At 68.1% G+C, this 18745-nt stretch carries 12 protein-coding genes; all 12 read left to right on the top strand.

What is annotated here, in order from left to right:
- Positions 1–550 (top strand): peptidoglycan-binding protein (locus AAF184_14240; protein ID MEO0423492.1); only part of this gene is annotated, 550 nt, incomplete at its 5' end.
- Positions 547–1767, top strand: coding sequence for a contractile injection system protein, VgrG/Pvc8 family (locus AAF184_14235; protein MEO0423491.1), 1221 nt, complete (start codon positions 547–549; stop codon positions 1765–1767). The genes AAF184_14240 and AAF184_14235, both read left to right, overlap by 4 nt.
- Positions 1764–2270: a phage baseplate assembly protein V gene (locus AAF184_14230; protein ID MEO0423490.1), complete on the top strand. Its 507-nt coding sequence runs from the start codon at positions 1764–1766 to the stop codon at positions 2268–2270. The genes AAF184_14235 and AAF184_14230 overlap by 4 nt, the downstream gene beginning before the upstream one ends.
- A 2-nt stretch (positions 2271–2272) precedes the next feature.
- Positions 2273–3034 carry a hypothetical protein gene (locus AAF184_14225; protein MEO0423489.1) on the top strand — a complete coding sequence of 254 codons (762 nt, stop codon included), beginning with the start codon at positions 2273–2275 and terminating at the stop codon, positions 3032–3034.
- A gap of 24 nt (positions 3035–3058) precedes the next feature.
- Positions 3059–3466: a GPW/gp25 family protein gene (locus AAF184_14220; GenBank protein ID MEO0423488.1), complete on the top strand. Its 408-nt coding sequence runs from the start codon at positions 3059–3061 to the stop codon at positions 3464–3466.
- Position 3467: 1 nt separating this feature from the next.
- Positions 3468–5447 (top strand): putative baseplate assembly protein, encoded by a 1980-nt coding sequence (locus tag AAF184_14215; GenBank protein MEO0423487.1) that lies wholly within the window; start codon positions 3468–3470, stop codon positions 5445–5447.
- A complete protein-coding gene (locus AAF184_14210; GenBank protein ID MEO0423486.1) occupies positions 5434–7623 on the top strand; it encodes a phage tail protein in 2190 nt (729 codons plus the stop codon). Before AAF184_14215 ends, AAF184_14210 begins: the two co-directional genes overlap by 14 nt.
- 66 nt (positions 7624–7689) lie before the next feature.
- Positions 7690–10203: a hypothetical protein gene (locus AAF184_14205; GenBank protein ID MEO0423485.1), complete on the top strand. Its 2514-nt coding sequence runs from the start codon at positions 7690–7692 to the stop codon at positions 10201–10203.
- An 83-nt stretch (positions 10204–10286) separates the two neighbouring features.
- A complete protein-coding gene (locus tag AAF184_14200) occupies positions 10287–12074 on the top strand; it encodes a hypothetical protein (GenBank protein ID MEO0423484.1) in 1788 nt (595 codons plus the stop codon).
- 24 nt (positions 12075–12098) lie between these two features.
- Positions 12099–14981 carry a hypothetical protein gene (locus tag AAF184_14195; protein ID MEO0423483.1) on the top strand — a complete coding sequence of 961 codons (2883 nt, stop codon included), beginning with the start codon at positions 12099–12101 and terminating at the stop codon, positions 14979–14981.
- A 7-nt stretch (positions 14982–14988) separates the two neighbouring features.
- Positions 14989–16608 carry a hypothetical protein gene (locus tag AAF184_14190; protein MEO0423482.1) on the top strand — a complete coding sequence of 540 codons (1620 nt, stop codon included), beginning with the start codon at positions 14989–14991 and terminating at the stop codon, positions 16606–16608.
- Positions 16593–18743: an ATP-binding protein gene (locus AAF184_14185; protein ID MEO0423481.1), complete on the top strand. Its 2151-nt coding sequence runs from the start codon at positions 16593–16595 to the stop codon at positions 18741–18743. Before AAF184_14190 ends, AAF184_14185 begins: the two co-directional genes overlap by 16 nt.
- The last annotated feature ends 2 nt before the right edge of the window (positions 18744–18745 follow it).

The following is an 18745-nucleotide window of genomic DNA, read 5'->3' as shown; positions in this document are numbered from 1 at the left end:
GCAGTTCGTCCGCGGCCAGGCCGAGAAGCTCAGCGTAGAGCTGTTCTTCGACACCACGGAGGACGGCACGGGAGTGGATGCGACGTCGGTGACCTCACTCACCGATCAGATCTATCAGCTCGCCAAGGTGGAATCGAGCAGCCACGCACCGCCAATCGTGACCTTCTGCTGGAACCGCCACTTCCCCGGCGACTCCCTGAGCCTTGGCGGCGGTCAGCTGCGCAACAGCTTCGTGGGCGTGGTGGAGAGCGTGCGCCAGCAGTTCACGCTGTTCAGCAGCGAAGGCGTGCCCCTGCGCGCCACCGTGAACCTGGTGCTGCGCGAATACCGCACGCTCGACCAACAGCTCGACGAGCTCAAGCTGAGCTCCCCCGACAAGAGCCACGCGCACACGCTGGCGGAGCGCGACACCCTCTCCGGCCTCGCCCACAGCTACTACCGCCAGCAGCACGAGTGGCGACGGATCGCACGGCGCAACGACGTCGAGGACCCGCGACGCCTGCGCACCGGCGATTTCTTAACGGTGCCGATCATCGAGGACGACGCATGAGCAGCGCGACGCCCCTCCACGACGTCTCACCCGCCTACGGCGGCTTCTACTCGCCCCGTTACGAACTCCTGGTATCGGGTGAAGGCCTCGCCACCTCCGCCCTGCGCGACGTGGTCGAGGTGAAGTACCACGACGATGTGGAAGCTCTCGATTACCTCGAGCTCACCGTTTCGAACTGGGATAGCGAGCGGCGCCAATTCAAGTACATCGGCTCGGAAACCACCGAAGCTCTCCAGGGCGGTGACCCGCGCACACCCAACTACACGATGTTCGAGCCGTGCGCGAAGACCGTGCAGCTCTCGATGGGCTACAGCGGCGTGCTCAAGCCCCTGATCAGCGCGACCTTCACCACCATGGAGCCGGCGTTCTCCTCGTCGGGGCCGCCCGTGCTGAAGGTGCGTGGCCTCAACGCGCTCCACCAGCTGCGCCGGCGCAAGTACTCGGAGAAGTACGAGAACATGCGCGACAGCGACATCGCCCTGCGCATCGCGCAGCTGGAAGACGGCGACGGCGAGGTCGAGCGCTTCCCGCTGCAGGTGGAGATCGACGACGCAGCGCGCGCCCGCGAACCGGAACTCCCCCTGGTCACCCAGCGCGCCGAGACGGACATCGACTTCCTGTGGAAGCGGGCCCGCGAGCGCGGCTACGTGGTCACCATCCGCGAGGGCCAGCGGCCGCAGGACCGGCGCCTCTACTTCGGCCCCTCGAGCGAGGCGGACGCGAACCCCTTCGAGCTGCGCTGGGGGCACTCGCTGATCGAGTTCAACCCGCGCCTCACCACCGCCAATCAATATCGATCAGTAACCGTGAACGGCTGGGATCGCACGCGACAGCGGGCGATTCGCGAGCAGGTGGCCCTGGAGGACGACGACGTGCTCGAGGCCAACCCCGATCTGCGCCACCTGATTCAGGCCTGCGATCCGCGCGAGGAGCTGGTGGTCGACCGGCCCGTCTTCACCCCCGAGCAGGCGCGCGCCGCCGCCATCGACCTCCTCACGGATCAGAGCAAGCAGATGGTCAAGGCGAGCGGCAGCACCGTAGGCCTGCCCGAGCTGCGGGCCGGTACGCGCATTCGCATCACGGGGGTCGGGGCGCGCCTGTCGGGCACCTACTTCCTCACCAGCACCGATCACACCATCAACGACAGCGGCTACCTCACGCGCTTCGAAGCGCGCCGTGAGCTGAGCCCGAGCGAGAGCAACGGAGCATCGTCATGAGAGCCCCCACCGCCGGCGTGGTCATCGCCACCGTGGTCGCCAACGAGGATCCCGAGGCTCAGGGTCGCGTCGAAGTGCGCTTTCCCTGGTTGGGGGAAGACTCGCCCACGCGGTGGGCCACCGTCGCCACCGCCATGGCCGGGGCCAACCGCGGCAGCTTCGTGATGCCCGAGGTGGGGGACGAAGCCCTGGTCGCCTTCGAGCACGGCGACTTCGACCACCCCTACATCGTCGGCTTCACCTGGAATCCCCAGCACACCCCGCCGGCGACAGATCCGCGCGAGCGCACCCTGCGCTCCCTGAACGGCCACAACATCCGCTTCGTCGACTCGACGGAGAGCGCTGGCGACCGCGGGGCGCTCATCATCGAAGACGGTCACGGCAATCGCATCGTCATGACCAACCAGCTCATCCGCATCATCAGCACCGGGCACCTCGACATCCAGGCGCGCTCGGTGACGATTATGGGCCGGCCCGTCAACCCGATGGTGGCGGACATCTAGCGATGACCCAGATCGACGTCACCCTAAGCGACGAACTCCAGGAGGCCCTGCGCCAGCCGCTGTGCGCGGATCTGTCGCTGCCAAAGCCAGGATCGGTCTCCCTCGCCTTGCCCTCCGGGGGCACGTTGAAGGGTATCGCCGATGCCACCCGCGCCATCCCGACCGACTGCACCTTGTCCATCAACCTGCTCATGCAGCTCGGTCCGATCCTCGCCAACCTCGACTGCATCATCAAGCTGCTCAAGCTGGTGGAGCCGCTGATCGACATCGTCAAGGGCCTACCGTTTCCGCCCGTCGAAGCGGTCAAGAAGTTCATCGAGGCGGCGCCGCCGGTGGTGGAGTGCATCGTCGCGCTCACCGGCGCCGGCATCATCCCCTTCATCCGCGACATCCTCTGCCTGGTCATCAAGATCATGCGCTGCCTGATCGACCAACTGAACACGCTCATCTCCCTGCTGGGCCGCATCGAACTGGATCTGGCCGAAGCCCAGGCGAGCGGCAACACCGCGGCCCTCGCGGGCATCGAGTGCGCCCGGGAGAACGCCATGTGCGCGGCTAACGCATCCTTTCAGTCGATCGAGCCCGTGATGCTCATCATGGAGCTGGTCGCGCCCCTGTTCGAGTTCACGCCGATCGATGCGATCGCCCTGCCCTCCCTGGCCGCCCCGGAGGACGTGGAATCGATGCAAACCCTCGTGACCACCCTGGAGACCTTCGTGGATGCCGCGCAGATCGCAGCCGATGCCCTAGGGGGCTGCGAATGAGGACCGAACGCAGGAGGCCGTGCCATGCAAGCTAACCGCCAACGGCCCTTCCTCGGCCAGGGTTGGAAGTTCCCCTTACAGGTCAACCGCCAGGGCGGCATCGCCGTGGCCAGCGAGGAGCAGCGCATCGAGGAGTCGGTGTACCTGATCCTGAGCACGGCGCCCGGCGAGCGGGTGATGCAGCCCGAGTTCGGCTGCGGCATCCACGAGCTGACCTTCGAGAACAACACGCCCGCCATGCTGGCCCTGGTGGTCGATCGCGTACGTCGCGCCCTCACCCGCTTCGAACCGCGCATCGATCTCATGCACATCGATGCGGACTCCCCGCGAGGGCAGCCGAACCTGGTCTTGATCCGCGTGGACTACCAGATCCGCATCAGCAACACGAGCGGCAATCTGGTGTATCCGTTCTACATAGCCGAGGGCAACTGACGTGCCGTTGCAAGACCACTACCCGGCGATCGACGACCGCACCTTCGATGACCTCGTCGCCGAGGCCAAGACGCGGATTCCGCGCTACACGCCGGAGTGGACCGACCACAACGACAACGACGTGGGCATCGCCTTCATCGAGCTCTTCGCGTGGCTGGCGGAGATGCAGATCTACCGCATGGCGCAGGTACCAAAGCTCAACTACCTGAAGTTCCTGGAGCTCATCGGTATCGAGCTGACCCCCGCGATAGCCTCGACGGGACGGCTCTCCTTCGCACTCACCGCCGGCACCACCGCCGACCACGTGATCGTACCGGCCCGTACGCAGGTCACCCCGGACGACACCGATGACGCCGGCCGCCCGATCGTCTTCGAGACCGATCGTGCGTTGATCGCCCTCAAGGCCCAGCTCGCGGTGCTCCAGGCGTACGACGGAGTGGGCTATCGAGACTTCACCACCAGCAACGACGACACCCTGGCCACCTTGACGCCCTTCGGCAGCCGGGCCGCCAAGGGCGATGCGATGCTCCTGGGCTTCGACGGCCCGATTCCGCCCGTGGATTTCGCCCTGACCGTGTGGGTGGAGGACGACACCGGTGGCAACGGCGCCGCGCCCGGCAGGGCCTGCGTAGACCCGGCTGCTCTGGTCCCTGCAGCTGATCTTTCTTGGGAGTACTTCAGTCAGTCCCGCGAGTGGCGCCCACTCGATCTTCTGCAGGACACCACGGGCGCCCTGACGCGCAGCGGTGAGGTGCAACTCAAGGGCCCCGCCGCGAGTGACATGCTGGCCTCTTCCCTAGGGAATACCACCGAAGATCGCTATTGGGTTCGCGCACGCATCGCTAGCGCCACCTATGAACGACCTCCTGCGATCCTGGCCCTGCGCACCAACACGGTAGCTGTCACGCAGGCAGAGACCATCGAGTTCGAGACCGTCGGCGCCAGCGATGGGATCGTCGCGCAAACCCTGACCCTCAGGCGTACGCCGGTACTCGCAGGCACGCTGGCCCTGGAGCTGGATGAGGGCGGCGGCTTCGAGCCCTGGGAGGAACGCCCCGATCTGATCGGCTCCGGCCCGGACGATCCGCACTACGTCCTCAACCGTAGCACCGGCACGATCCAGTTCGGGGACGGCGTACACGGTCGCATCCCCGTGGCCAATCCCCGCAACACGAGCAACGTGCGCGCACGGACCTACCGCGTGGGCGGTGGCGGCAAGGGCAACCTCGGACCGAACACACTCAAGAGCCTGCGCCGAGGCGTGACGGGGATAGACGGCGATGCCGTCACCAACCCGTTCCCCACCGGCGCCGGCCAGGACGAGGAAACCCTCGATGAGGCGCGCGACCGGGCCGCCCTGGCCCTTCGCAGTCGCGACCGCGCCGTCACGGCGGAGGACTTCGAGTACCTCGCGACCACGGCGGGCAACGTCGCCCGGGCCAAGACCCTGCCATTGAGCCATCCCGAATTCCCTGGTATCGACGTGCCCGGCGTGGTCACCGTGATCGTCGTGCCCGACGTAGACACCGCGCAGAACCCAAAGCCCACCCCAAGCGACGCCACCTTGGCCAACGTCTGCGCTTGCCTGAACGCGAGGCGTCTGGTCACCACCGAGCTCTACGTACGCGCGCCGACCTATCAGGAGGTGGCGATCGATGCGACGCTAGTGGTGTCCGATGAGGCCGATCTGGCCGAGGTGAAGAACACCGCCCTCGCCACGCTGTCGGCGTACTTCGATCCCCTGGTGGGCGGTGAGGACGGCACGCTGGACTCGCCTGGCAGCGGCTGGCCCTTCGGTGGCGACATCTTCTACTCGCTCGTCTTCAGACGATTGCTACTCGCGGGCGTCAAGCGCATCGAGTCGCTCATGATTCGCCTGGACGGCACCGAGTACCCACCTTGCTCCGACGTCGCCCTCAGCCCCGGGGCACTCCTGTGCAACGGCCCCCATGCCATCGAGGTGCGCTATGAGCTCGGCTAGCCACGCGCCCTACCTGGCACCGCCGCCGCGGCCGCCACACGATCCCCTACGCCTACCCCTGAGCGCGCGCCAGGGCTGGCGCCTCGTGGCCCTGTCAGACGCGGAGGTGCATCCCGCGAGCGGCGCCCTAGCGCTTGCACCGGTGGCACCGCCCGGTCCCAGCCTGACGGATAGCCGGGGCGCCTTCGGTGGTGTGGTACTGCCTCGCCTCGCGGCGACGGACGGGGATCGGGGCTACTGGGTACTGTACCCACACAATCACTCCCTACACCGCTTCGACCCGTGCACGTGCGCCTTCGAACAGATCCCCTGCGTGGGTGGAAACGGCGATGGCCCGCGCGAATTCAACGCGCCCGGTGGCATGGTGATCGGCCACGGCAACCTCTACGTGGCGGACACGGGCAATGGGCGCATCCAGGTCTTCGCGCTCCACGGCATGGTGCTGCGGGCCCTGTGGAGCCTCCCGCTCGGCACGGGCCTGGCCGCGCCATTCACCCCGACGGACGTCGCGATCGACGGCAGGGGCCAGGTGTTGGTCGGCGATGCCGCCAATGGCGGCGTACACGTCTTCAATCGTGCGGGTTGCTGGCTACGCTTCGTCGGTGGACTCGGGGCCGTGCAGGCGCTCGCCGTGGATGGCGAAGACCGCGTCTATGTGCTGGCCTCAGGTCTCGACCATGTCATGGTCATCGATGGCCTGACGGGCGAGCGCCTGGAGAGCGTGACCCGCGCCGACGCTCTGGTCGGCCGCTTCCCACCTCTGCCGATCGCCATCGACGCCGAGCTGAACCTGCAACTCGGCACCCTCTGTCAGCCACCCACGACGCAGTGGTTCGATCTCCTGGGCACGCCCCGCGACACGTCTCAAGGCATGAGTGCGGGCCAATACCCGCTGTCGGGTCAGGTGCTGATCGGCCCCCTGGATAGCCGACTCTACGAGTGCGTGTGGGATCGCATCTCCATCGCGAGCAGCACGCCGCCAGGCACGCGACTCACGGTGGAATCGCACAGCTCCGCCACGCCCCTGAGCGACGCCGAGATCATCCACCTAAGGCCTGAAGAAGCCCCGTGGACGCCTTGCCTGAACGTGGACAGCGCCGGCCCGCAGAGCACCCACGACGGCATGCTGCGCTCGCCGGCGGGTCGCTACCTGTGGCTGCGACTCACCCTGCACGGCGACGTCCTGCAGACCCCACACGTGCACGCACTTACCCTCGACTACCCGCGCATCAGCCTAACCGAGCAATTGCCCGCGGTGTTCTCCCAGGACCCCGCGAGCGCCGACTTCACCCGTCGCTTCCTGGCCATCATGGACCGCACCCAGCGCGGAATCGAAGGCACGCTGGATCACCAAGCGCAGCTGTTCGATCCCCTGTCGGCGCCCACCGGGCGGGCCGACCGCGACTTCCTCACCTGGCTCGCCTCATGGGTCGGCGTAACGCTTGAACGAAGTCTACCTGAAGCACGGCGGCGCATGCTGCTGAAGGAAGCACCGCGCCTGTTCAGCCGACGAGGTACGCTGGATGGCCTAAGGGGAATGCTAACGCTTTTCCTCGGTTGGCCAAGCCGCTGGCCCGCCGGGCCTGCCCCCCAGAGCTGTGCCCCGTGCACAACGGCGCCGGCTCCCGACTATCCCGTGCCCCCCTTGGTGTTGGAACACTTCCGCCTGCGCCGTTGGCTGTTTCTCGGCGCGGGACGCCTCGGCGATCAGGCACGCCTATGGGGCCAGCGCATCGTCAATCGCAGCCAACTGGGAGGATCCACGGTGCAAGGCAACGCGCGCACCGGGGTCACCCAGTTGAATACGACGCAGGATCCGCTGCGCGATCCCTTCCACGTCTACGCCCATCGCTACAGCTTGTTCCTCCCCGCCGCCTGCGGGCGCGACCTCGCCATGCGCCATGCGCTGGAGCGTTTGCTGGCGGCGGAAGGGCCCGCGCATGGTGCCGCCCAACTCGAGTGGGTCGAGCCGCGCATGCGCGTGGGCGTGCAGTCGATGATCGGCTTCGATGCGGTGATCGCCCGCCACGCCCCCGCGCATATCGAACTCGATAGCAGTCGCTTGGGCAGGGCCACGGTTATACCCCCGAGCGAGAAGGCGGGTGGCAGCACGCCATCGCCGTCGATACGCATCGGTCAGCACGGCCGCATCGGCAACACGACCCGGTTGAACTGACATGGCAACCAAGCATTACCCCCTTTGGCTTATCCCAGAGCCCCCCGTGAAGAAGAGGATCGGCTAATGGCCACCGACAATCTCAAGGCGCAGTGTCCGCCCTGTGAGCTCCAAGCCCCCACGCGCAATTTCTACTTCACGGGCAAGTTACTCGTCGAACGCGACTTCAACGACGAGCAGCGCTACTTCATGGACAAGCTGCGCCGCCACCACCAGCAGCTCCACGGCCGCGGTGTGGTCTGCGGACTGCAGGTGGTGCCCCATGAATCGCCCGCTTGCCGCGATCGCTTCGTGGTGCTGGAGCCCGGCAGCGCCATCGACTGCTGCGGCCACGACATCGTGGTGGCCGAACGCGAGACCATCGATCTGCACGCCATCGAGGGCTTCAGCGAACTCCTTGACCAGGACGACGGCGACCCCCATCGCCTCCAGCTCTGCCTCCACTACCGCGAGTGCCCCACCGAGAACATCCCGGTGCTCTACGACGAGTGCGGCTGCGACGACACGCAGTGTGCACCGAACCGAGTGCTCGAAACCTACGGCCTGGCCCTGCGCGTCGACCCTGAGCCCGAAGCGCCAAGCCCGCATCAACCCCAGGCGCATTGGAACGCGACGCTCAGCATCGCCCACGCGCGCGCCATCGTGGTGGACGAAGCCAATCGCAACCTCTACGTCCTCACCGACGGACCGGAGGGTGCGGTCTACCAGGTCAGCAGCGATAACCTGGCCGTGGAGACCTCCTTCGCTCTCGGTCGCCACGGGCGCCACCTCGCCCTGGCCGCGGACGGCAGCGAGCTGTATGTGGCCGTGGCCCATGAGGACGGCCCGGATCAGGGCGACGGCGAGCTCTGGGTGTTCGATGTCAGCGGCCCGTCGAGCCTCAGCGCGGGCCCCGTGCGCAATGCCGTGGTGAGCGGCAGCAACGACACCGAGGTGGCGCTGGGCATCGCCAACGACGGCCGCCTAGTCGGCATCTACCGCGCCGGCGGCACCGTGGTGGTGTGGCCGACTGGGGTGCCCGACCCGGCAGCCCCCACCGTCAGCGAGACCCTCGGGGTGGAGTTGCACGGCCTCGCCTTCTCCGGCAACGGCGATACGATCTATTCGGTGCAACCCGGCAGCGCCGACGTGCACGTGTTCGACCTGGCCGCAGCTAACCTATCGCCGACGGTGATCGTCCTCGCTGAGGGGCAGGTGGATGACGTCGCCGTCGTGGCCAGCACCGGGGCCGAGTTCATCACGGTGATCGATGCCGCCAACCAGGCCTTGAGGCTGGTGGACCCGAGCGCCGGGGGCGCCGTCGACGGCGCGGTGATGCTCAACTTCCCCCCGCACGATGTGATCGTCGACGACACCGGCCACTGGGCCTGGGTGCTGGTGCGCGACGGTGACGACAGCTTCGTGCAGGCCGTCTCGCTGCAACGCCTGCGCCAAGGGCAGGCCGTCGCGCCAACGCCGACCGTCGGCGTGGGTGAGGTGAGTCGCATGCTGGCTCTCACCGCCAGCGGCAACCGCCTCTACGTGCCCTACACGGGCCAGCTAGCCGTGGACGATGCGGGCGGGGTCGCGGTGCTCGACATCAGCGCCAGCAACTGCGCTGACATCCTGTGGAGGATGGAGGACTGCCCGACGTGCGAGGAACCGGATTGCCTCGTCCTCGCCACCATCGACAACTGGCGCCCCGGCGTCGCACTCGAGGCGCTGCCCGACCCTGCGCCGGACCCCGTCGACGACGCCGCCACGAACATCGCACGCATCGACAATCGCCTCGGCCGCCCCCTGCTGCCCAGCACCCAAACCCTCGCCGAGGCCCTGCAATGCGTGCTCGACAACTGCTGCGGCGCCGCCCCCGGCAACGCTGACCAAGGACCGCCCGGACCGCCGGGCCCACCCGGCCCCCAAGGCGACGCCGGTCCCCAGGGAGATCCTGGCGTACCGGGCCCACCCGGCGCCCAAGGCGACCCGGGCCCGCAGGGCGATCCCGGGCCTCAGGGGGCACAGGGCCCCCAAGGCATTCCCGGCGTGCCGGGTCCGCCAGGGGAACCCGCGCTCGACCCCGACCTCCCTCACATCTGCGCCATCAACTGGCCCCACGACGGCACGGTGCCGCGCGCGTTCCTGTTCGATCTGCCGCTGCTCGTGGCCTTCGACACCCGGGTGCGCAACGGCGACTTGCACCGCATGAGCGTGCGCGTGCTGACGGAGCGGCCGTCGGACGACAACAGCGGCACCGTGTGCTGGTGCGAACTCGCCACCGAGGTACTGATCCGGGGCGTCAACTTCGAGGTGCCGTGCAACGTGGAGTCGCCGTTCTCTGAAGCCGATGACCCGGATGCGCAGGTCAACGGCCTCATGATTCGCCTGGGGTTCGTCGACCCTTCGCCCGGCCGCCGCTTTCGGGTGTTGATCGACGGGGATTTCATCCGCGGCGTGCACCCCATCACGGGGGAACTGGTCGGCGGTGATTTCGATCACCTACCGCAATGGCTAACCACCCCCGCGGGCGCCCCCACGGGCGAGCGCACCGGTGATGGTGTGGAGGGCGGCCTGTTCGAGAGTTGGTTCTCGATCGAGTCCTAGCCCATGCAAGTACCCGAATACCCATCCACGACGAGCCCCCGCGCGAGCACCGCCGGGCATACGCTTTTCCAGGAGTAACGGTCATGGCCTTCGAATCCAACACGCCCGGCAACGGCTGCTGCCAGTCCGGCTGCGCGAGCGGCACCACGGCGGTGAACTGCCCGGACTGCGGCGCCCTCGAGTGCCTGTGCCGCCCCCGCTTCTTCGCCGGCCAACTGCTGAGCGAAGAGGACCTGAACCGGTTGGACTACTACATCCGCAAGAAGCACCAGCTGCACAACCGCAACCTGCACGGGTGGGGCGTGGTCAACGGCCTCAACGTGCTGTGTGATCCCTGCGGCTCGCTCAAGGTGACCCAGGGCTACGCGTTGGACCCGTGCGGCAACGACATCGTCCTGTGCCAGGACGCGAGCGTCGATGTGTGCGCCCTGATTCGCGCGTGCAAGCAAGCGGAGCGCCAAGAGATACCGTGCACGCCCTTCCCAGGCGCCGACCAGCGCGGCTGCGACGATCTCGAGGAGGAGTGGATCCTCGCCGTGCGCTACTGCGAGCAGCCCTCGCGCGGCATCACGCCCCTGCGCGGCGCGTCCCCCAACAAAAGTGCAGCATGCGGGAGCGGCTGTGGAGGCGCGACGGCGAGCGACGCCTCGCCACGCGGCGCGCCCAACGAGTGCGAAGCCACGGTGATCTGCGAGGGCTACCAGTTCGAGGTCTTCCGCAAACCTGAAGATGCTGACGACGATTCCCGCGGCGATGACGACAACCCTTTCGCCCTGGAATTCGACGGCGCCATCATCGAGCGCTTCAACTGCTGCGTGCAGGGTCTCGTCAACGCCATTCCCCTACCGCCTGGCGAGTTCACCCTCGATGTGATTCCCCAGAACGCCGACGCCTGGCACCAATGGTGCTGCCGCACCCGGGCAGCGCTGATCGACTGGATGAGCCGTCAACCGACCACCAACTGCGAGCGCCTGCGCGAACTGCAACGCATCGTCTGCCCCGCGCCCTCACCCACCAGCGACTTCGCCCTCGCCATCCTCGACGTGGCCGAACAGTACGTCTACATCCTCGTCGACGAACTGCTCAACTGTCTCTGCCTGGCCCTGCTGCCGCCCGCGCCCGGCGCCAGCCACGACTCGCGCGTGCCGATCGCGAGCGTGCGCGTGCGCGGCGCCGACTGTGAGGTGCTGCGGGTATGCAACTGGACCACCTGCCGCCCCATGGTCAACACCTGGCCCTCCATGGGCTACTGGATGGGCCTGTTCCCCATCGTCGACATGCTGCGACGCTTGCTGGACGAATGGTGCTGCACCGGCTTCGCCGTGGAATCCGACGATCCCATCGGCGCCTCGAACGATGTCGGGGGGCAGTTCGACGGGGCCACCGGCGAGGCCGCCTTCACCGATGCCCGCGGCGGCGCGGACAGTGCGCGCTTCGCCAGCACCAACGTGCGCGCCAACAGCAGGCTCAACCCGATGCTCGACATCGATCGCCAGCTGGGCACGACCTTGGACCTCCTCTCACGCGGCCGGGAACGCATCGCTTCGCCGCTGGACGCCAACGCCCTCGTGGCCAGTATCAGCCGCCTGCGGCTGCCCACGGACCGCGGCGGCCTGAGCCTCGCCGAACGACGCAATCTCGCCCCCAGTCTCCTGATGAACTCCGTCGCCGGACCTCTGGTGCAGAGCTTCTCGCGGGTCACCTCCGCGGGCGGCGGCGGCGAGTTCACCGGCAAGGTCGGTGCCGGGAGCGGTCGCGAGCGCGTGGCGCCCACCGCGGGGGCGGCCGAAGCGAGCACCGTGGCGGACCTCGAGGCACGCATCGCCGTGCTCGAAGCCGCCCTCAGCCGCACGGGCGGCAACGACGCCTAACGACCACGCTGCGCGGAGACCGACATGTCACAACCTGCCGAACGCCCCACCTTCTTCGAGGGCCAGTACCTGGGCGCCGCCGACCTGACAGCGATGGTGGCCTACGCCCGCGAGCACCGGGCACGCCAGGATCTCGGCCAGGCCACCTGGGGCATCGCCATGGGCCTCGAGCTTCGCGAGCGCACGGCGCCCGACGGCAGCCTGGAGGTCCTCCTAACGCCAGGCTTCGCCTTCGACGGCTATGCCCGACAGGTCGTGGTCCGCGAGGCCGTCACGCTGCAAGCGAGCCAATTCGCCGGCCTCGGCACGGGCGAGTTCAAGGTGTGGCTGCGCTTCGATGCCAATCCCACCCAGGGCGTGCGACACGGCTTCGAGGTATGTGACAGCGACGATGCTTACGGGCGCATGCAAGAGGGCTTCGCCATCGAACTCGGCGAGCGCTCGGGCGTCAGCGAACGCCAGGACGGCGTCACCGTGGCCAACGAACTCGTGCTCGACGCGCGCCTCGCCCCGCGCGCGGCCGACGACGAAGGCCGGGTTGCCTGCGATGGCAGCATTCCCCACCAGTGCTTCGACGACACCCTCGACGACGCCCTGTGGCTCATCCCCGTGGGCTTCGTGCACTGGAACGCCGCCACGGCCAGCATCGAAGCCCTCTCCACCGATCAACGCATCCGCGCCCGCCTCTTTCGACGCCAGCTGGGGCAGGTGACGGAGAGCCTGTTCGCCGCCAACGGCGTCCTGCGCCTGCGCGATCGCTTCGTGGACTTCGAAGAGGACACGGACGTCGACCTGCTCTGCGGCCCGGGCCAGATGGCGCAGGAAGATCTGCGCGTCTGCGACGAGCGCCTGCACTTCGACGATCTCATCTGGCTCGAGGGCAACACCCGCCTCGAGGGCCACGCCCGCCTGTGGGGAACGCGCCTGGAGTTCCGCAACACGAGGGGGGACGACCCCGTACAGCGCAGCGTCGGTGGCGTGCCGCGCGACCCGAGCGCGCTGCTCGCCCTCACCCGCGGCGAGACCGCCGTGGGCAACGCCGACCTGCAGGTGCTCCTCCAGGAGGCGGCGGCAGGCGAACCGAGGAATCGCTTCATCGTCTCGCGGGTGACCGTGGACGGGGATGAATGCGACTACACCGTATCAGCCCCGAGCTACCTGCTCGGCGTGCAGGACGACGGTCGTGTGGGCATCGGCACCTTCGATCCCACGAGTGACCTACTGGCGCCGTTGACCATCCGCGCCGAAGGCGAATTCAACCAAGCCATCGACTTCGAACGCTCGGGCGGTGGCCTGGCCTGGCGCATCAACCTGCAGGAATCGGGCGCCCACCTGAGCATCAACGAGGCCCTGGTGCCCGACGAAGCCGAGGGTCGCCTGTTCCTCCAGGCGGGCGGCAACGTGGGCATCAGCACCACCGACCCTGCCGCAAAGCTCGACATCGCCGACGTCCAGGTCACCCCCGGTGGCAGCGGCCTCGGCAACGACCTGTGGCTGCGCGTGGGCAACGGCGAGGACAACGGTCGCCTGTGGGTCGAGTACGGCAGTCAACGCGCCCCCCTGCTCGTGCTTGCCGACGACGACGACCCACCGCGCCTGCAGTTCCAGCAGGGCGACGAAACATCTCCCACCCACTCGAGCTGGATCGGTCATGCGCGCGGCGGCAGCGCCAACATCGCCCTGATGGGGGCGGACCTCGGCATCGGCACGCAGGATCCCACGCACCGCCTGCACCTGCGGGGCGACGCTCCCGACGTCTTCCTGGACCTCAACGGTGCCTCACCCAACACGAGCGTAGGCGTCGACTTCGGTGCCAACGGCTCTGTGGAGAGCAGCATGCGTTGGTCCGAGACCGACGGCACCCTAGCCTTCACCAGCAACGGCCAAACCGGCCTGGTGCTGGATGGCGACCACGCGGGCTTTGGCGGCGTCGCCCCCGTCACCACGGTGCACATCGCCAGCGGCACCGATGTGACCAACAACGGCAGCAGCGGCTACCTGGTCCTCGGCAGCGCCACCGGCACCAACATCGGTATCGACAACAACGAGATTCAGTGTCGCGCAAACGGCAGCCCGACGACGCTCACGGTGCAGGCCGGCGGTGGCCACTTCGCCGTGGGCAATCGCCTGCGTGTCCAGGACAACGGCGACGTCGGCATCAACACCACCAGCCCCGACTGTCGCCTGCACGTGCGCGACACGATCGACGCGGCCGCCAACGACATCGCTAGCCACGTCGCGTGCGTGGAGAACGCCAGCAGTGGCACGAACGCGGATGTACTCGCCCTGAGCGTTGGTGCCGCCAATCCCGGCACCAGCAACAACTACATCACGTTCTTCGCCGGCGGCAGTCCGATCGGTCGAATCGAACGCGACGGCGGCACCTTGACGCTCGTCAGCGGCGGCGCTGATCTGGCGGAATGCCTGCCTTTGGCGCCGGGGACACCGGCCGTGGAAGCGGGCGACGTGGTGGGTGTCCACCAGGGGCAGCTACGCCTCGAGACCGCTGACGCGGAGCGGGTGATGGTGGTCACCGACCGCGCCGCGGTGGTGGGTAACGCCCACGGCGACGGCACGGCGCCGCGGGTTGCCCTGATGGGTCAGGTGCCCGTGAAGGTGCGCGGCCCCGTACACGCCGGAGATCTCCTGCTGCCCTCCCCGGCAGCCGATGGCACGGCAATCGCCCTGGCCCCTCGAGAGGTCGTCCCGGAGCAGGTGGAGCAGATCATCGGTCAGGCCTGGGCCAGCGACGATTCCGCCGAGCTCAAACGCATCAACGCCGCCATCAGCTTCCTGCCCGGCCTCGGCCACAGCGCCCTGGTTCAGCAGCTTCGACGCCAGGAAGATCGCCTCCAGGCCCTGGAGGCGTCCCTCGCCACCTTGCTGGCGGGCGGACCGCAAGCGTAGGCCCGGCGTGGAGACGGCCACCTTGCACATCCGACGCATGAGCAACGCGCTGCGCGTCCCTGGCTGGCCCGCCATCGACGCGCAGACGCGGATGCGCCTGTCCAGCGCTATGGATCAGCGGGCGCTGACCACGGCCTTAGGCGCGAGCCTCGGCGTCCTGCTGCCCGAGGAGGATCCGGGGGTGGTCATCCTGCGCGAGCTCGAGTTGGAATGTGACCTCGACCTCGCCTGCGACTCCTCGCGCCTCGCGGCCCACTGGGCCGACGTGTTTACCAAGCGACTGCTGGCGCGCTTGAGTGACGCTAAGGGAATCGGTAGTGACATGGTTCGCTTCCGAGATTCCGTCGAGCAGCTGGCGTGCTTCTGCGTCGACCTGAGCCGTGGTCGCGCCTGGGATCACTGGTACCACCGCTGCTTCGAAGGCCTTCGCGCATTGCCCGCGAGCACCGCGCTTCGCACGGCATTGCTGCAAGACGCTGCACGCGGTGAGCACGCCTTGCTTCGCCTGCAGGGTGAGGCGCTCGGCCAGGTACTGCGTGCACTCACCGCTTCGGCCGCGTGGACCCTACTCGCCGAGCTGGGCCAGCGCACCGATACTGCGAGGCTCGATCCAGAGGATTGGCATGTCCTGCAGCGGACGCTGGCCCCCTCGTACCCGCTGGCTGACACGCCCTCAGGCGCCCATCTCGCCCTGACCCGCTACCTGGCGGCCCGTCACCAGTGCCCCGAAGTGCCCGCCTCCAGCGCGGCGACGTGGGCCACCGCCAGCGCGGCGTTGGCCATCGATGTTTCGCCTGAGCGAAGGGGCGCGGACACCGGCACGAGCCTTGCGAGGCAACTCGCCGACGACCCAGCCGATGCGATCGCCAACCTCGGCGCTGAGTGGCTGCAGCCCCTGCGCCCGCTACTGCGGGCCGCCAGAGGCGATCGCCAGGCGCTGCTGAGGCATGTGGATCCCCTGGCTTCGAACACGAAGAACACGCTGGAAAGAGCGCATACGCGCTTCGGCGGCGCGTTCCTCCTCGCCCCGGGCCTGCGCATACTGACGTGTCTCGGGCTCGACGATCAGGCGGATCACCTCGGCGAGGACTCGCCGCACGCCGCGCTACGCCTGCTCTTGTTGAGCCTGGCCCTGGGTCGATCGCAGGCGGACGCCTGCTTCAGCGACCCCGTGGTGCGCAATCTGTGCGGCGTGGGTCCTAAGTTGACCGCAGCCGCCACCGTGGCGTGGTGCCGACACAGCCTGGCGCTCCCGATCGCTCGCGATGCCCTTCCCGTCAGCCCGTCGCCGCCGCCTGACGACACCGCGTGGCTTAGCCCTCCACCCGCGCTCGATCCAGGCTCGCGGGTGCGCGACGCCCTGCTCCCCCTCGCCTACGCCTTGTGGGATCCCCTATCCCGCAGATTAGGTCGACTCGGTCGAGCAAGCTTGCCCTGGATGTACACAAACCTGATGCCGCCCCACGCCACGGTAACGCGCGAGGACGGTGCCTGGGACGTCGCCCTCGCCCCGGCGCCGCTGCAGGTGATGCTGAACGTGAGCGGCATCACGGGCGAGCAGCACCTGCTGCCGTGGCTCGATGACACCCGTATGCAACTGAGGTCGACGCCGTGGAACAACGCGTAGCCGCCGACTACCAGCTTCCGCTCCAGTGGTTGGATCACCTCCTGCAGCGCGAGGTGCTGCGCCTGCGTGCGCGCTACGAGCTATCCCTGGACGAGTTCCGCGGGCTCTACGTGAGCGACGCGCAGGTGGACGCCTTGCTGGCGCAGCGCGAGGAGGATGAGGACACGATCGGGCTGACACGCGTGCGAGCGGACGCGAGCCGCCTGCGCGCCGATGCCTGGCAGCAACTCGACGCGATCCCCGTGTGGCGCCACGCCGTCGCCACCCTCGGTCTCAACGACGCTAGCCAACACGTGTTGCTACTGGCGTTGGCACCGCACCTCTGCCCCGCCTACGCCACGCTGTACGCCTATCTGAACAACGACGTGAGCCGGCGCTGGGTAACGCCAGATCTCGCCGCCCGCGTCTTCCGGGCGCACGCGCCCAACGCCCTGATGGATGCCCTCATCGACAGCTCAGGGCTATACCGATCGCTCCCCGAGTCCGATCGCAACAAACACAGTGAATCCCTGCAGAGCTTCGGTTGGACCCTGAACGCCGCAGCGGCGGACGTACTGATCCGGCCGCAGGGTAGTCTGCCTGCACAACGTATCGATACGGAGCTGCCACGAGACTTTGCTGCCTACGCGCGGCTACTGCGCCATCGCAGTACACCACCGCTCCTGTTGCTGACCGGCAGCCGCGGCAGCGGGCGCTGCGCCCTCGCCCGACGCCTCGCCGAGGCGGCGGGCAGAGCACTGATCGTGGTCGACGCCACGACGCTACCCCCCGCGTTCGCCGACCTAGATCGCGCCGTCCAGGACTGGTCTCTGCGTGCACGCTTGAGCGATTCCATGGTGTACCTACGCGGCTTCGCCGACGTCGATCCGGACAAAGACGGCGCGGCGCGACGTTTCGTTCGCGGCATCGCCGAGAGCCACACCGAGATCGTGGTGCCGGCGTCGGCCGGGTTCGCCTGGAGCCACTGCTTCCGCGGCCTCGGCGCGACCTGCCTGACGGTCGCCGGTCCGAACAGCGAGGAGCGCGCCTCCCTGTGGCAGCATGCCCTGGGCGACTTGGCGCCGCGCTCGCCTGACGACGTCGCCCGTGTCGCGAGCGAGTACGAGCTGACCCCGAGTCAGATCCAGGATGCCGGCGCCTGGGTGACCACCCAACACCGCATCAACGGCTCGGCCGACGAGCGTCCGCCAGCACACGCGCTGCAGGAGGCCGCAAGACTGCACTCGCTCGGGCGCATGGAACAGCTCGCCACGCGCGTGCGCACCCAGTTCGATCTCGACGACCTCGTGCTTCCGCGCACCACGCGCTCCCGGGTGGGAGAGCTCATCGATGCGGTTCGCCATCGTCACGCCGTGCTGGAGCGCTGGGGCATGCGCGAGCGCTGCGGCGGCGCCAGCGGCCTGGTCGCCCTGTTCGCCGGTGGCAGCGGCACCGGGAAGACGATGACCGTGAGCGTGATCGCCCGCGAGGTCGGACTCGACGCCTATCGCATCGACCTCGCCTCCGTGGTTTCCAAGTACATCGGTGAGACGGAGAAGAACCTCGAGCGGATCTTCAGTGCCGCCGCCAGCGCCAACTGCATCCTCTTCTTCGACGAAGCAGACGCGCTCTTCGGCAAGCGTTCGGAGGTCAAAGATGCCCACGATCGCCACGCCAACGTGGAGATCGCCTACCTCCTGCAACGGGTGGAGGTGCATCCGGGCGTCGTGATCCTGGCCACCAACATCGCCAAGAACATGGACCCGGCCTTCAGCCGCCGCGTGCACTACACCCTCGACTTCCCCAAGCCGACGGCCGAGCTACGCGAACAGCTGTGGCGCGGGATGTTCCCGCCTCAGGCGCCGCTGGCGGACGATCTCGACTTCGACTTCCTGGCGCGCGGCTTCGAACTGACCGGCGGTGAGATCCGCAACCTCGCCCTCGACGGCGCCATGTTGGCCGCGGCGCAAGACAGTCGCATCGACATGCGCTGCCTGATCAAGGCGGTCGCGCGGCGGCTGCTGAGCGAAGGTCGCGCCCCGAGCGCTGCCCAGTTCAAGCAGTACGCGCATCTGCTCGACGCCCACGCCAACGGCGTCGCGCTCAACGGCCGCGCCGCGCCGTCGCCCCACCCTTCCCCGACCCACTGGAGCTAGGC

The sequence above is a fragment of the Pseudomonadota bacterium genome (assembly GCA_039815145.1).
In the GTDB taxonomy this organism is placed as follows: Bacteria; Pseudomonadota; Gammaproteobacteria; order Steroidobacterales; family JBCBZW01; genus JBCBZW01.
The sequence above is the reverse complement of the archived record's forward strand: the minus strand, read 5'-3'. Positions and strand labels throughout refer to the sequence as shown.